General features: G+C 68.5%; 13 protein-coding genes. 7 read left to right on the forward strand and 6 right to left on the reverse strand.

The genetic code is table 11. From position 1 onward, the window contains the following. Window positions 1-67 precede the first annotated feature (67 nt). Together dacB and RJ527_02240 are read left to right on the forward strand one after the other, a co-directional pair. The gene (gene dacB / locus RJ527_02235; protein ID WND76572.1) at window positions 68-1,507 is read left to right on the forward strand and encodes a D-alanyl-D-alanine carboxypeptidase/D-alanyl-D-alanine-endopeptidase; all 1,440 of its coding nucleotides are present in this window, start codon (window positions 68-70) and stop codon (window positions 1,505-1,507) included. A gap of 92 nt (window positions 1,508-1,599) precedes the next feature. Then, on the forward strand, window positions 1,600-2,445 hold the full coding sequence (locus RJ527_02240) for a TauD/TfdA family dioxygenase (protein ID WND76573.1): 846 nt from the start codon (window positions 1,600-1,602) through the stop codon (window positions 2,443-2,445). Window positions 2,446-2,511: 66 nt separating this feature from the next. On the opposite strand, the gene RJ527_02245 is transcribed toward RJ527_02240, so the two are convergent. The 6 genes from RJ527_02245 to RJ527_02270 form a co-directional block, all read right to left on the reverse strand. Next, entirely contained in the window at window positions 2,512-3,078 is a 567-nt protein-coding gene (locus RJ527_02245; GenBank protein WND76574.1) for a hypothetical protein, read from the reverse strand. A 165-nt stretch (window positions 3,079-3,243) separates the two neighbouring features. Further along, window positions 3,244-3,879, reverse strand: coding sequence for a GDSL-type esterase/lipase family protein (locus RJ527_02250; GenBank protein WND76575.1), 636 nt, complete (start codon window positions 3,877-3,879; stop codon window positions 3,244-3,246). Continuing rightward, a complete protein-coding gene (locus tag RJ527_02255; GenBank protein WND76576.1) occupies window positions 3,876-5,189 on the reverse strand; it encodes a CCA tRNA nucleotidyltransferase in 1,314 nt (437 codons plus the stop codon). The genes RJ527_02250 and RJ527_02255 overlap by 4 nt, the downstream gene beginning before the upstream one ends. A gap of 38 nt (window positions 5,190-5,227) precedes the next feature. Continuing rightward, window positions 5,228-5,506, reverse strand: coding sequence for a hypothetical protein (locus tag RJ527_02260; GenBank protein ID WND76577.1), 279 nt, complete (start codon window positions 5,504-5,506; stop codon window positions 5,228-5,230). After that, window positions 5,503-6,153 (reverse strand): CoA pyrophosphatase, encoded by a 651-nt coding sequence (locus RJ527_02265; GenBank protein WND76578.1) that lies wholly within the window; start codon window positions 6,151-6,153, stop codon window positions 5,503-5,505. Before RJ527_02265 ends, RJ527_02260 begins: the two co-directional genes overlap by 4 nt. Before the next feature lie 25 nt (window positions 6,154-6,178). Continuing rightward, window positions 6,179-6,760 (reverse strand): DUF1285 domain-containing protein, encoded by a 582-nt coding sequence (locus RJ527_02270; protein WND76579.1) that lies wholly within the window; start codon window positions 6,758-6,760, stop codon window positions 6,179-6,181. A gap of 149 nt (window positions 6,761-6,909) precedes the next feature. Here RJ527_02270 and RJ527_02275 point away from each other — a divergent pair, with 149 nt between their 5' ends. The 5 genes from RJ527_02275 to RJ527_02295 all read left to right on the forward strand — a co-directional run bounded on the left by RJ527_02275 (window position 6,910) and on the right by RJ527_02295 (window position 14,646). Further along, complete coding sequence (locus tag RJ527_02275) at window positions 6,910-7,878, forward strand: MoxR family ATPase (GenBank protein ID WND78002.1); 969 nt, start codon at window positions 6,910-6,912, stop codon at window positions 7,876-7,878. Between the two features lie 37 nt (window positions 7,879-7,915). Then, complete coding sequence (locus RJ527_02280) at window positions 7,916-8,806, forward strand: DUF58 domain-containing protein (protein WND76580.1); 891 nt, start codon at window positions 7,916-7,918, stop codon at window positions 8,804-8,806. A gap of 20 nt (window positions 8,807-8,826) precedes the next feature. Further along, entirely contained in the window at window positions 8,827-11,601 is a 2,775-nt protein-coding gene (locus RJ527_02285; protein WND76581.1) for a DUF4159 domain-containing protein, read from the forward strand. Continuing rightward, window positions 11,598-13,697 carry a hypothetical protein gene (locus RJ527_02290; GenBank protein WND76582.1) on the forward strand — a complete coding sequence of 700 codons (2,100 nt, stop codon included), beginning with the start codon at window positions 11,598-11,600 and terminating at the stop codon, window positions 13,695-13,697. The genes RJ527_02285 and RJ527_02290 overlap by 4 nt, the downstream gene beginning before the upstream one ends. Before the next feature lie 112 nt (window positions 13,698-13,809). Then, window positions 13,810-14,646, forward strand: coding sequence for a TauD/TfdA family dioxygenase (locus RJ527_02295; protein WND76583.1), 837 nt, complete (start codon window positions 13,810-13,812; stop codon window positions 14,644-14,646). The last annotated feature ends 100 nt before the right edge of the window (window positions 14,647-14,746 follow it).

The raw sequence follows: 14,746 nt of genomic DNA on the forward strand, positions 1-14,746 counted from the left end.
GGACAGATCACGGCAAGTTAAAGCATTTCAATCCCTTGGCGGCCCCCGGAAGACGGGGGCCCGGGCCATGGCGGCGATCTGCGCGTTGGCGCTGGCGGCCTGCGCCGGGCCGCCCGCCGCCGTTTCGACGGACCCCGTCCTGGCCCTGGGGCCGACGGCGGAAATCTCCTTCGTCGTCCTCGACGCCGAAACCGGCGCCGTGACAGCGGCCCAGGCGGCGGACCGGCCGATGATCCCGGCCTCCACGGCCAAGGTCGCGACCATGATTTCGGCCCTCGAACTGCTGGGCCCCGATTTCCGATTCCAGACCCGCGTTCTGGCGACGGGGGCACCGGACGCCGCCGGAACGCTTGCGGGCGATCTGGTTCTGGCCGGCGGCGGCGACCCGCTGCTGACACCGCAGGACCTCTTCGGTCTCGCCGTGCGATTGAAGGACCTTGGGCTGAAACGCGTTGCCGGGCGGTTTCTTTACGACGAGACCCTGCTGCCGGCCCTGCCCGCCATCAACCCGGACCAACCCGCCGTGGCCCGCTACAACCCGGGCGTCAGCGCCCTGTCCGTCGATTTCAACCGCTGGCGACTGTTGTGGCAGCCGAACGGGGACGGATCGGCGCCGGTGTTGACCCGCCTGCCGCCCCTGGACGGCCTTCGCGCGGCCCCCGATGACCGCCCGCATGGCCCGGGCCGCGAGGTTCTGTGGAACGGCCGCACCTGGAAGCTGGGCGCCGACGCGGCCACGGAAGGCGACCGCTTCCTGCCCATGAAGGCGCCGGGACAGGCGGCGGCGGAGTTGTTTCACCGGCTGGCCGCCCAGGCCGGGATTACCCTTCCCGCCCCACAGCCGGGACCGGCGCCCGAAGAGGCCCGCGTCGCCACGGCCATCGCCGGCCTGCCCCTGGCCGAGGTCGCGCGCCTGGGCCTGGAGCATTCCAACAATCTCGTCTCCGAACTGGTCGGCCTGACCGCCGCCCGCTTGCTGGGCGGGCGCCCGGATACCCTGGACGCCTCGGCCGCCGCGCTGTCCGGCTGGCTGCGGAAGGCCGTCGGCGGCTCCGCCACGGATGTCGATTGGCGGGGCTGGAATTTGCCCAATCATTCGGGCCTGTCGCGCCACGCCCGCGTCACGGCCAACCAGATGGCGGCGGTGCTGCGCTTTGCCCACGGGCGGCGCTACGGCGGCTGGCCGTTCGCCAGCCTGCTGCCCACGGCCGGGTTCCGCAAGGCGTTCCGCGACCGTTTCCTGACCGAGACCGCCGCCGGGCGCATCTGGGCCAAGACCGGCACCCTGCATTATGCCAAGGGGCTGGTGGGCTATCTCATGGGCGCGGACGGGCGGACCCGGGTGTTCGCCCTTTACATCGCCGATCCGGCGGCGCGCGACGTCTATGACGCGCTGACCGACGAAACCCGCGACGAGCCGGAAGCCCAGGGCCGTGCCCTCGCCTGGATCGACGCGGCGGAACGGGCGGAACAGGCCATCGTGCTGGACTGGCTGGCGCGCTTCTGATCGGCCGGGCCGGCGGTCAAATGACGCTTGACGGCGGACCGCCGCCGCGCGACCCTTTGCAAAATAATTGTATACAATTTGACAGGGCCGTCATGGGAACATCCGCCATCACCGTCACGCTGGTTTCCGGCGCCACGGGCGCCGACGTCGCCGGGGTCGATCTGTCCCGGCCGCTGTCCAACGCCGAATGGGACCGCATCCACCGGGCTTTTCTCGACCATCAGGTGCTGCGCTTTCGCGGCCAGAACCTGACGCCGGACGACCATCTTGCCTTCGCCCGCCGCTTCGGGCCGATCCAGCCCTACCCTTACGGCCAGGGCCTGCCCGGTCATCCCGACGTGCTGGAATTCCAACGCAACCCGGGCGACGCCCGCAATTTCGGCGGCCTCTGGCATTCGGACACCACCTACCTGCCCGAACCGCCGCTGGCCACCATGCTGGTCGCCCGGGAACTGCCGCCCGTGGGCGGCGACACCCTGTTCGCCAACATGTACCTGGCCTACGACGGCCTGTCCTCGGGGATGCAGGAAATGCTGGGCGGGCTCAAGGCGGTGTTCTCGGCGACCAAACGCTACATGGCGGAAGACCGCGTGGCCGTGCACAGCGGCAATGCCTTGAAGGGCGCCGACCAGGGTGTGACGACCGAAGCCGTCCATCCCGTCGTCCGCACCCATCCGGAAACGGGGCGCAAGGCGTTGTATGTAAACCGCGGCCATACGGTCCGGTTCGACGGCTGGACGGAAGAGGAAAGCGCCGGGTTGCTCGACCACCTGTTCGACCGCGCCGAGCGCCCCGAATACCAATGCCGCATGACGTGGGACGCGGGCACGCTGATCGTGTGGGACAACCGCTGCCTGCAACATTTCGCCGTCGACGACTATCCGGGCCAACGCCGGGTCATGCAACGCGTCACCGTCGCGGGCAACGCACCGTTCTGATCTGATCGTTCCGGTTGGATGGCCGGTTGGATGGCCGGTTGGATGGATTGCGCGGGCCGCGGCCCGTCAGCCGGCACCGGCCCGGTTTACCGCGGCGGTTTGGCGAAAGGGACGGTCACGCCCATAGGTTTCATAGAAATCGCGCATGGCCGGACTGTCCCGCAGGTCGCTCAACGACATGACCCATTGAACCCCCTCACCGTCGGCGGACAACGGCACGCGCAAGGTGGTCTGCGTCGGGGAGTCCCCCGCGCCCACGACCGTGCGGCGGAACGCCAGGGGCTTGCGCGCCTCCACTGTGCGCCGGTACTGCTCGAAGACGATATGCGCGTTTTCGTTGGGCCGCGCTTCCATGATGGAGCGGCCCGTCAGGTCCCGCGCCTTCAGCGCCATGTGGCCGGTGCCGTAAAAGGCATAAACGAAATCCAGGGGGGAGGGGCGGACCTCGACCACCGTCAAGTACGGCAGCAGCTTGGCCGGCATTTCGATCAGTTCGACATCGGTCCAGGAAGGTGCGAACCGTCCGCCGCGCAGATTTTCCCAGTAAGAAAGCAACTCGCGCAGTTCGGGTGCCGCTAAATCTTCAATATCTATACAGGCATTCGAAATTTCAAACATGCCCGTTGTTTCCACCCAATATTACCTGGGGCGCTTCGATTATTTGCCCAAATTAAATAAAGACGCCGATCCCGCGACGAAACGACAGTCGAATGCTCGCGCGGACGCCTTCAAGTGTCAACATAGCCGGAGGTCATAGCCGCAATGGTCTAGACAATTCGCCCCATGGGAAAGGAAGTCTTACGCGGAAAACCACCGCCGCCAGGCATCCCATCCGGCGACCCGCGCGGCGATGATCGCGTAACCGTCGTCCGGCGGATGCACGCCGTCGCCCACGGCCCGGCGCCAGGCGTCGTCGCCGGCCAGCGGCGTGAACAAATCCAGATAGGGCACACCCATGTCGGCGGCGGCGGCGGAGAAGGCGTCGGATAATGCCGCGATGCGCGCGTTGCTGAAGGACCTCACGGGCGATCCGGGACCGGCCTGGAACGGCTGCCGGCTTTCGTCGATGGGCGGCGGGCCGATCCACAGGGTCGGCTTCCAGTCCATGGCCTCGGCGATCATCGCCCGCGCGTTCTCGATCGACCGCCCGACGACGACGCGCGTCCGGCCCGCTTCCTCGGCCGTGTCGTTGGTGCCGAAGGAAAACACCAGGGCGCCGGGAAAGCCGTCGAGCAGGCGCGGCGCGCATTCGGCCCGCCAGCGCGCGCGGATCATCTCCGTCGTCTCGGCCCGGATGCCCAGGTTGTAGCAGGTGATGTCGTGACCGGCCTGGACCTCATGCCGGCATATCCGCCCGGGCCAGCCCAGGAAGGCATGGTCGCCGGTGCCGTTGGTCAGGCTGTCGCCGACGAAGCAGATGCGCAGCTGGGTCATTCGTCCCTCCCGATCAGGTCTTTGGCCTTGGCAAGGCAGGCACCGCGATCGGCCGTGAAGCCGCCGTCCTCCCACCAGGTTTCGAGCTGGCCGAGAACCTCGCCGACACGGGGCCCGGGGGCAAGCCCCAAGTCGACAAGGTCGCGGCCTTTGATGGGGAATTCCCGCCCCCGCCAGCCAACCGCCGCCGCCAGAAGGTCGCGCCAGGCGGCGGAGCGCGCGGCGGGCAGGCGCGTGGCCGCCGCGATTTCGGCGGCCCAGCCAAGAATCACCAGATCACGGAAGGTTTCCGGCCCGATGCGGCGCAACAGCTTTTCGTGGTCAAGGGCGTCCTGGTCCGGCGTCGGCACCACGGCGGGCGCGGTCAGAGACAACAGACGGTCCGCCTGGGCGTTGGACAGGCGCAGGCGCCCCGCCACGGCCGACGCCCCATCGGCATCCGTATCCAGCAAGGCCGCCAGATTGCGCAGGGGATCGGCGGCAACACCGTCCATCAGCACGCCCCGCGTGGTCAACCAATTGACCAGACGCAGGCGCGTGACCTCGCCCGCCTCGGGCAGGATATGCTCGAGCACGCGGTATCCCTGCATCAACCGCACGACCTCCGCCGGCTGCGGCACCGAAAGAATCTTCAACAACTCGTCGCGCAGCCGCTCGCCCGAAAGGCCCGATAGCTTGGCCGCGTTGGCGCGGCAGGCGGCCAGCGCACCGCGGTCGGCGGGCGGACGGCCATAGCCCCCCCAAAACCGGAAAAAGCGAAGAATGCGCAAATAATCCTCGCCCACCCGGTCACTGGCGCGGCCGACGAAGCGGACCACCCCACGGGCCAGATCGGGCATGCCTTCGAATGGGTCGTAAACATCGCCGTCGGGCGTGCAGGACATGGCGTTGATGGTGAAGTCACGGCGCTTGGCGTCCTCGATCCAGTCGTCCGTGAATTCGACCCGTGCGTGGCGCCCGTCCGTTTCCGCGTCGCGACGGAGTGTCGTGATCTCGAACTTCCGGTCGCCGATCACGGCGGTCACCGTGCCGTGCTTGAGCCCCGTGGCGATCACCTTGATCCCGGCGGCCTCAAGCCGCGCCATGACCTCTTCCGGCCGCAGCGGCGTCGCCGCATCGACATCGGTGACCGGGCGGCGGGCGATGGCGTCACGCACGCAGCCGCCGACGAAGCGCAGGTGATCCTTGCCCAGCACCTCGGCAAGCCGCCGGGTTTCCGGCCAAGCCAGCCAGCCCTCGATCGCCAGCTTGCCCAGCGGTTCGCGGCTGATCCCCCGGATTTCGACGTAATCGTCTTCCACCGCGCTCACTCGATCCCATTCCGGCGCCGGGCCCCGCCCGGCGCCGCTCAGTTGAATTTAGGGGGAATAATACGGCCGTCCTCGAAGCGTGGCGACTGATACCCGCCCTCGCCGGGGCCGACGCCGGTCATCGCGGCAAGCGCCAACAGCGTGACGATCATCAGGCCCAGGCCCAAGACCAGGCACCAGAACAAGCCCCCGCGGGTGACTTCCGGCGGCCGGCCGCCCAGGGCCTCCGCCCGCTTGCGGTAATACCAGACCCAGGCGAGATAGGCCGCCGTCGGCAGGACCAGCGGAAACACGTAATTGAACAGCAGCTTGATCATGGCGTCGGCCTCACGCCCTGAAAATCGCGCCGGAAATCGGGGTCGGGGCCGTCGCCGACCAGCACGTCATACAGGTTCTTGACCATGCCGGCCGTGGCCCCCCAGATGAAGCGGTCCTGATAGGGCATGGCGTAGAAATCGCGGCGCGTGCCGTTGACCTCTCGCTTGTGGCGCTGGTGGTTGGCCGGGTCCATGAGGAAATTCAACGGCACCTCGAACACGTCCTCGACCTCGTGCGGGTCGGGTTCGATGTCGAACGGCGGCGTGACCAGCCCGACCACGGGGATGACGGAAAACCCGGTGCGCGTGATGTAGGGGGCAAGCCGCCCGATGACGCGGATGCGGCTGCGGTGCAGGCCGACCTCTTCCTCCGTCTCGCGCAGCGCCGTGTCCTCGGCCGAGGTGTCTTCCGGGTCGGAATGGCCGCCGGGAAAGCTGATCTGTCCGGCATGGTGTTTCAGGTGCGACGTGCGCTGGGTGAACAGGGTGGTGACCTCCGTTTCGCGCTCGACCAGCGGAATCAGCACGGCGGCGGGCGTCAGGTCCGGCAGAATCCCCATGCCGGGATTCAGGTCGTGGTCGCCGCGCCGTGCCTCGGGGTCGCAGTCCAGCGCATCGAACCGATCGATCAGCCAATCAGGGGTCATGTGCCGCCGGTCCTCGTGCCTGCCATCATTCTTCCATGCGGCCGATGGAAAACAAACGGCCGCCACTCCATATACCGTAGATGTGCGCCCCATCGACGATTTCTTCAACGGCAAGGTCGACCAATTGATAATAGACCGACCGCGTCAGGCGTGCCTCAAGCCCCCGGTCCAGGCCCACATAGGGCCTGGGTTCCTGGGTTTCCGGGTCGATGTCGACGCGCAGCGGATGATCCGGGCCGAGCGCCACGGTTTGGTCAAGATTTGTCCGGAAAGTGACGTTCTGCGCCTGACCGCTGCCGGTGACCTCGGCCGCGACGGCCAGGAACGGCGCGTCCTCGACCCGGATGCGGCAGGCCTCGGCGGGGGTCAGCAGCCAGTGGTCGCCCGCGTCGTCACGGTGCAGAACCGTGGAAAACAGTTTGACCAGTTCTTTCCGTCCGATGGGAGAGCCGAGATAATACCAGGTGCCGTCCAGGCCGATGCGCATGTCGATATCGCCGCACAAGGTCTGGCGCGGGCCGAGGGCGATTCCCACGGGCCCCGCAAGGTCGCCGGCGGGTGGGGCCGAGCCGATGAAGGAGCGAAGATCTGGTGTATTTTCAGACATGGTTTCGATGATACGCTATCCGCAGCTACGCGATCTCTGGTGGACGGGGTCGACCCCGTCCTGTTCTCTTATATCATTGAACGGAGGCGTCTTCCGTGACGACCAACACCAAGAATAAGGCAACCGGGGACGGTGGCAACACCGACGACCTGGTTGACGCCATCGACGGCCTGGTCGACGACATCGCCAAGGTCCGCGACGGCGTGGGCCGGGTCATTTTCGGCCAGGAAACGGTTATCGAGGAAACCCTGATCACCCTGCTGGCCGGCGGCCATTGCCTGCTGGTCGGGGTGCCCGGCCTGGGCAAGACCCGGCTGGTGGAAACGCTGGGCAAGGTGTTCGGGATGGACGAAAAGCGCGTCCAGTTCACGCCCGACCTGATGCCCGGCGACATCCTGGGCTCCGAGGTGCTGGAGGAAAGCGAAAGCGGCAAGCGCGGCTTCCGCTTCGTCAAGGGGCCCGTATTCTGCCAACTGCTGATGGCCGACGAAATCAACCGCGCCAGCCCGCGCACCCAGTCGGCCCTGCTGCAGGCCATGCAGGAACACCGGGTCTCCGTCGCCGGGCAGTACCACGACCTGCCCAAACCGTTCCACGTTCTGGCGACCCAGAATCCGCTGGAACAGGAAGGCACCTACCCCCTGCCGGAGGCCCAGCTCGACCGTTTCTTCATGCAGGTCGACGTGACCCATCCGGACCTGGAAACGGAACGGGAAATCCTCATCAAGACGACGGGCGCCGATACCCAGGACGCCAAGCGGGTCATGGACCCCAAGGCCCTGATGCGCGCCCAGTCCCTGGTCCGCCATGTGCCCGTGGGCGAAAGCGTGGCCGAGGCGATTCTGAAGGTGGTCCGGGCCGGGCGGCCCGATGCCTCGGACCTGCCGGAAATCCGCAATTACGTGTCCTGGGGCCCGGGGCCGCGCGCGAGCCAGGCCCTGATGCTGGGCGTGCGCGCGCGGGCCATGATCCAGGGCCGCCTGTCGCCCTCGGTCGAGGACGTCTACGCCCTCGCCCATCCGATCCTGCGCCACCGCATGGCGCTGACCTTCGGCGCCCGCGCCGAGGGCGTGACCGTCGGCCAGATCATCGACCGCCTCTGCCAGATCATCGAATAGGAGGCGACCCGCGCAACGGCCCAAGGGCAAACAACGCATGGCGAACCCGCTGGACACACCCGACCTTCACCACCAGGCCGAAACCGCGGCCTCGGGCCTGCCGCCGCTTCTGGTGGCGGCCGAGCGCGTGGCGTCCACGGTCAGCCAGGGCGTGCATGGCCGGCGGCGGGTCGGCCAGGGCGAGACCTTCTGGCAGTTCCGGCGCTATGAATTCGGTGATTCGACGCAGCTGATCGACTGGCGGCAGTCGGCGAAATCCGATCCGGTCTACGTCCGCGAAATGGAATGGGAGGCGGCGCAGAGTGTGTGGCTGTGGGCCGACGGATCGCCGTCGATGGATTACGCCTCCGACGGCGGCCCCCTATCCAAGGGCTGGCGGGCCAAGGTTCTGGCCGTCGCCCTGACCTCGCTTCTGGTCCGTGCCGGCGAACGCATCGCCCTGATGGGCACGGGCATGATCCCGTCCACGGGCCGCAATACCCTGCTGCGGATCGCAACCGCCCTGGAACGGGCGGAGACGGGCGCCACCGGCAGCCTGCCCGGCCCGGAATTCGTACCGCGCCACGGGCGCGTCGTGCTGTTCGGCGATTTCCTGGCGCCCTTGGGCGAAACCCGCAAGGCCATCGCCCGCCTGTCGGACCACGGGGTCGAGGGCCATTTGGTGCAGATCCTGGACCCGGCCGAGGAAACCCTGCCGTTCGACGGACGGGTCGAATTCGAAGGGCCCGAGGGCGAGGGCCGGATCATGATCGGGCGCGTCGAAAGCGTGCGCCAAGCCTACCGCGAGGAGCTGGCCCACCATCAAGCCGGGCTCGACGCCGTGGCGCGGTCCTTCGGATGGAGTCTGACCCGCCACATGACCCACCGCCCGCCCGAGACCGTGCTGATGACGCTCTATCAGCTGCTGTCTCAGGTCATCCGGCACTAGGCGGGGGAGACGGCTGACCCATGCTCGCGTTCGGATCCTTCGCATTTCTGGCCCCCTGGGCGCTGCTCGGCCTGCTCGCCCTGCCGGTCATCTGGTGGCTGCTGCGCCTGACCCCGCCGGCGCCGACACGTGTCACCTTCCCGCCGTTCCGCCTGCTGCTGGGCCTGGTCACGCGCGAGGAAAGCTCCGCCAAGACGCCGCCCTGGCTGATCCTCCTGCGCCTCGCCATCGCGGCCCTTTTGGTCCTGGCCGCCGCCGGCCCGTTGATCAACCAGGCGGCCCAGTGGCAGGGCTCGGGCCCGCTGGTCCTGGCCGTCGACAACGGCTGGTCCGCCGCCAAGGGCTGGCCGGAACGCCAACGCCTGCTGATCCAATTGACCGATCAGGCGGCGCGCGACGGCCGTCCGGTCACCGTCGTCACCACCGCCGCCCCGCCGGCCGGCGCGGGCACGGAGCGGGTCCATGTCTTCACCCCGCGTCAGGCTCAGGAATTCGCCCAGACCCTGCAGCCGCGCCCCTGGCCGTCCGACCATACGGTAACGCTCGAAGCGATGGAGCAAAGCCCCCTTGCCCAGGACCGCGGCGCCCAGGTCGTATGGCTGTCGGACGGGCTCGACCACGGGGCCGCCGACGCCTTCGCCCGGGGCCTGGCCAAATTCGGGCCGCTGACCGTCGTCACCGACGGTCCCGGCACGGTCATGCCCAAGGTTCTCCGCCCGCCCGTACTGGACGGCGGCGCCATTACCGTGCGCGTGGAACGGGCCGACGCGCGGGCCGAGGAATCCCAATTTCTGCGCGCCTTCGCCCTCGACGGGCGGCTGATCGCGCGCGAAGAAGTTCTGTTCAACGCCGGCGACGCCGCCGCCGAGGTGCGTCTCGACCTGCCGGCGGAAATGGCCAACAGGCTGGTCCGCCTGGACCTGGAAGACGCCGGATCGGCGGCCGCCGTGATCCTGCTGGACGAACGCTGGCGGCGGCGGCCGGTCGGCATCGTGACCGGCGACGGCGGGGCCGAACTGCCGCTGCTGTCTTCCGTGTTCTACCTGACCCGGGCGCTGGAGCCGTTCAGCGAGGTCCGCCAGGGCACCATCGGCGGCCTGTTGCGCCGACAGCTCGCCCTGATGATTCTGCCCGACCCCGGCACCATCGTCGGCCCCGACCGCGCCGCCATCAAGACCTGGATGGAGGACGGCGGCGTCGCGCTCCGCTTCGCCGGGCCGCTGCTGGCCCAGGCGACCAGCGGCCAGGCCGTCCAGGGCGGCGACATGCCGCTGGTTCCGGTGCCGCTGCGCCGGGGTGACCGGGTGATCGGCGGCGCCATGTCCTGGACCCAACCTGCCGGCCTTGCGCCGTTCGACGGGGAAAGCCCGTTCAACGGCCTGGCCGTGCCGCCCGACGTCACGGTGACCCGCCAGGTACTGGCGCAGCCGTCGCTGGACCTGGAACGCAAGACCTGGGCGCGGCTGTCCGACGGCACGCCCCTGGTCACCGCCGAGCGCCAGGGCAAGGGATGGCTGGTGCTGTTCCACACCACGGCCAACACGCAATGGTCCAACCTGGCCCTGTCCGGCCTGCTGGTCGAAATGCTGCAACGGCTGGTCGGCCTCAGCCAGGGCGTGGTCGATACCGGCCACGGACCGCCGCTGGAGCCGATCCAAACGCTGGATGCCTTCGGCGCGCTGGGCGACGCGCCGCCGGACACGGGCTCGATCGCCCAGGGTGCTTTTGCCGCAACGCCCGTATCGCCGCTGCATCCGCCGGGGCTGTACGGCCGCGGCAACGACCGCCGGGCCCTCAACCTGGGGCGCGACGCGGCGGTGCCGAAACCGCTCGGCGAACTGTCCGTGGCGGCGGCGCGCGCGACCTACGGCGGCAGCCCGGCCATCGACATCCGGCCCTGGCTGTTCATCCTGGCGGCCCTGCTATCGCTCGCCGATTTCGCGGTCAGCCTGTGGCTGCGCGGCCTGCTGCGCATCCCGCGCCTGGCGGCACCCCTGCTGGCGCTGGTGCTGGCCGGGGCCGCCAGCACGGCGACGGCCCAGGAAATCACCGTGGCCCCGCGCGCCGGCCCCGCCAAACAGCACACGGGCGCCGACGCCTATGCCCTTGAAAACAGCACCCAGACCCGCCTCGCCTATGTCCTGACCGGCGACGCGGAAACGGACCGAATCAGCCGCCTCGGCCTGACGGGTCTCAGCCTCATCGTGCGGCGGCGCACGGCGGCGGAACTGTCTGATCCCCAGGGCGTCGATCCGGACCGTGACGATCTGTCGTTCTTCCCGCTGATGTACTGGCCCGTCGTGGCCGGGGCCGCCGACATGACCGAAACCGCGCGGACCAAGGTCAACGCCTACATGCAGAACGGTGGCACCATCCTGTTCGACACCCGAGACCGCGCGGGCGGCGCGGACCTGAGCGAGCTTCGCGCCCTGGCGCGCAAGCTCGACATTCCGCCCCTGGTGGTCGCCCCGGCCAACCATGTGCTGACCCGGTCGTTCTACCTGTTGCAGGATTTTCCCGGACGCTGGACCGGAAGCGCCCTTTGGGTCGAGCGGGCGGGGGCGCGGATCAACGACGGCGTGTCGCCGGTGCTGGCCGGCGGCAACGACTGGGCCGCCGCCTGGGCCTTGGACGAAGACACGCAACAGGCCCTCTTCCCCGCCGTGCCGGGCGGCGAGCGTCAGCGTGAACTGGCCTTCCGCTTCGGCATCAATCTGGTGATGTACGTGCTGACCGGCAATTACAAGGCCGACCAGGTGCACCTGCCGGCGATCATCCGGAGGCTCGGCCAATGATGTCCGCCGCCGCCGTGCAGTTCTCGCCCCTGGTGCCCGCGGCCGTGCTGGCCCTGATCGGCGCGATCGGGCTGGCGCTGCTGGCCGTAGGTCTGTACCGGCGGGCGGCGGGGTCGTTGTTCCGCTTCCTGTTTCTCTGCGTGATGTTGCTGGCCTTGGCCGATCCCCGCATCGTCAACGAAAAGCGCGAGACGCAACCCGACGAGGCCTTGATCGTCATCGACCGCACGTCGAGCCAGAAGACGGGCGAGCGGCGCAAGCAGAGCTCCGACGCCGAGGAAGCCCTGGTCGCCGCCCTGGACCGCCAGGAGAACCTGGAATACCGCATCGTCGAAGTCACCGATTCCGCCACCGACGACCGCCCGGGCACCCGCCTGATGGAAGCCCTGGCCACGGCCTCGGCCGACATTTCGCCGAACCGTTTCGCCGGCGCCGTGATCATCACCGACGGCCAGGTCCACGACCTGCCCAAGGACATCGCCGACGGCAAGGTGCCCGGCGTTCGCGGACCGTTGCACGTATTGTTGACCGGCAAGCGCGACGAAATCGACCGCCGTCTGATCATCAAGAACGCGCCCGGATACGGCATCGTCGGCAAGGAGGTCACCCTGACCTACCGGATCGAGGACAAGCACGCCAAGACCGACGGCACAACGGCCCGCCCGTCGGCCCGGGTCGAGTTCAAGATCGACGGCGCCGAGGGCACGACCGCCCTGGTCCCCGTGGGCGAGGACCAGACCTTCACCTTCAAGCTGGAACACGCGGGGGCGTCGCTGGCCGAAATGTCGGTGGCGCCGGCCGAGGGCGAACTGTCGACGGTCAACAACCGGGCCCTGGTGTCCGTCAACGGGGTGCGCGACCGCCTGCGCGTGCTGCTGATTTCGGGCCAGCCGCACGCGGCGGAACGCACCTGGCGCAACCTGCTGAAGTCGGACCCCTCCGTCGATCTGGTCCATTTCACCATCCTGCGCCCGCCCGACAAGGACGATTTCACGCCCTTGAACGAACTGGCGCTGATCGCCTTTCCGACCCACGAGTTGTTCGTGGAGCGTCTGGACGAGTTCGATTTGATCGTGTTCGACCGCTATCTCAAGCGCGGCGTGTTGCAGCCCCAGCACCTGGCCAACATCGCCGAGCGGGTGCGCCAGGGCGGCGCCCTGTTGATGGCCGTGGGCCCGGAATTCGCGGGTCGGTCGAGCCTCTACCACACGCCGCTGCGGGAAATCCTGCCGGCGGCCCCCACGGGCGAGGTGCTGGAATCCGGGTTCCGGCCCCGGGTTTCCGACACCGGCCTGCGCCATCCGGTGACGGCGGCCCTGATGCCGCCCGGCACCGATCCCAAGGCGGACCCCGTCTGGGGCCGCTGGTTCCGCCAGATCCCGGGCGACGCCTCGGCGGGCGTGTCGCTGATGACCGGCCTGCAAGAGAAACCGATCCTGCTGCTCGACCGTATCGGCAAGGGCCGCGTGGCGCAGGTCATGTCGGACCATATCTGGCTGTGGGCGCGGGGCTACGACGGCGGCGGGCCGCAGGGCGAACTGCTGCGCCGTCTGGCCCATTGGCTGATGCGCGAACCGGACCTGGAGGAAGAGGCCCTGCACGCCCGCGTGCGCGCCGGCAAACTGACCGTAGAGCGGCGCAGCCTGAAGGACGCCGTCGCCAAGGTCACGGTCACCGCCCCTTCGGGCGAGGTTCAGGAACTGGAATTAAGGAACGCCCAGCCCGGCCTGTGGCGGGGTGAACTGGCGGCGGCGGAAATCGGGCTGTACCGCCTGAGCGACGGCGAGCATCAGGCCCTGGTCGCATCCGGCGAATTGAACCCGCTGGAACTGTCGGACCTGCGCGCCACGGACGCGGTCCTGACGCCGGTCACGGAGATCACGGGCGGGTCCGTGCGTTGGCTGACGGACGGCGTGCCCGACGTGCGCCGCGTCGATCCGGGCCGAGACCTGGCCGGGCGCGGCTGGGTCGGGTTGGTCGCCCACAAGGCCTATGTCGTGACGGGGCTGAAGGACATTCCCCTGCTGTCCGGGCTGTTGCTCGCCGTGCTCGCGCTCGGCACCCTGATGGCCGCCTGGTGGCGCGAAGGGCGCTGATCCCCCGTTCCGGGCATTGCGCCGGGCAAGCCGGCGTGATTATCATGCCCCCAGGGGGGCGCATTTGATCCGACCCGGCGGGAAAAGCCGGGCGGCATCGGAGGAAACGCCCATGTCTGTCGCACTCTCTCCCTTGACCCCATCCCTCGGCGTCGAAGCCGTTGGCGTCGACCTCGGCGGCCCGGTCGCATCGGAAGACTTGTCCACCCTGCAAAAGGCGCTGAGCGAGCGCCTTGTCATGGTCGTACGCGGCCAGAATTTCACGCCCGAACGGTTCCTGGACGCCGCCCGCCTGTTCGGCGACCTGATGCCGCAGCACCTGACCAACATCCTGATGCCGGGACATCCGGAAATCGTCGTGCTGGACAGCCGTCAGTCGGACAAGGGCGAGGACGGCAAGGCCATCCCCACCGGGTCGCGCGCCTGGCACACGGACCACACCAATCACGCCCGCCCGCCCAAGATCACCATGCTGTACGCGGTCAAGCTGCCGTCCAAGGGCGGCGACACCAGCTTCGCCAACATGCAGGCGGCCTATGAGGGCCTGTCGGCGGAGGAACGCGACAAGCTGAACCCCATGATCACCGTCAACGTGATCGAACAGGACACGGGCAGCGTCGGCGAGGATGCGCGCCAGGCCCTGACCAAGGCGCCGCAGCGCCATCCCCTGATCCGCACCCATCCGGAAACGGGGAAAAAGGCGATCTATGTCCATCCCGGCAAGACGGAACGCATCGACGGCATGGAGCCTGCGGAAAGCCGCGCCTTCATCCAGGACCTTTTGGCCCGCGCCATCACCCCCGACGTCACTTACCGCCACACCTGGCGGCCGGGCGACCTCGTGCTGTGGGACAACCGGGCGACGCTGCATATCGCGCATCGGGATTACGACGCATCCGAGGGCCGCATCATGCACCGGGTGATCCTGGAAGGCGAAGTGCCGGTCTAGGTCGTGCACCCAAGCCCGGGGTTCCAGAAATTTCCATAGATGCTACAACCGCTGTGCAGGCGGCTTCTCGCCATGGCACCGCATTAACACTCAAGGGGAT

It is taken from the genome of Thalassospiraceae bacterium LMO-SO8, from assembly GCA_031655335.1.
Lineage (GTDB): Bacteria > Pseudomonadota > Alphaproteobacteria > Rhodospirillales > Casp-alpha2 > UBA1479.

What these genes read in the sequence shown, in the direction of transcription:
- dacB (WND76572.1), top strand. Translation starts at nt 68, where the DNA reads ATGGCGGCGATCTGCGCGTTGGCGCTGGCGGCCTGCGCCGGGCCGCCC.
- RJ527_02240 (WND76573.1), top strand. Translation starts at nt 1,600, where the DNA reads ATGGGAACATCCGCCATCACCGTCACGCTGGTTTCCGGCGCCACGGGC.
- RJ527_02250 (WND76575.1), bottom strand. Translation starts at nt 3,879, where the DNA reads ATGACCCAGCTGCGCATCTGCTTCGTCGGCGACAGCCTGACCAACGGC.
- RJ527_02260 (WND76577.1), bottom strand. Translation starts at nt 5,506, where the DNA reads ATGATCAAGCTGCTGTTCAATTACGTGTTTCCGCTGGTCCTGCCGACG.
- RJ527_02265 (WND76578.1), bottom strand. Translation starts at nt 6,153, where the DNA reads ATGACCCCTGATTGGCTGATCGATCGGTTCGATGCGCTGGACTGCGAC.
- RJ527_02270 (WND76579.1), bottom strand. Translation starts at nt 6,760, where the DNA reads ATGTCTGAAAATACACCAGATCTTCGCTCCTTCATCGGCTCGGCCCCA.
- RJ527_02280 (WND76580.1), top strand. Translation starts at nt 7,916, where the DNA reads ATGGCGAACCCGCTGGACACACCCGACCTTCACCACCAGGCCGAAACC.
- RJ527_02285 (WND76581.1), top strand. Translation starts at nt 8,827, where the DNA reads ATGCTCGCGTTCGGATCCTTCGCATTTCTGGCCCCCTGGGCGCTGCTC.
- RJ527_02290 (WND76582.1), top strand. Translation starts at nt 11,598, where the DNA reads ATGATGTCCGCCGCCGCCGTGCAGTTCTCGCCCCTGGTGCCCGCGGCC.
- RJ527_02295 (WND76583.1), top strand. Translation starts at nt 13,810, where the DNA reads ATGTCTGTCGCACTCTCTCCCTTGACCCCATCCCTCGGCGTCGAAGCC.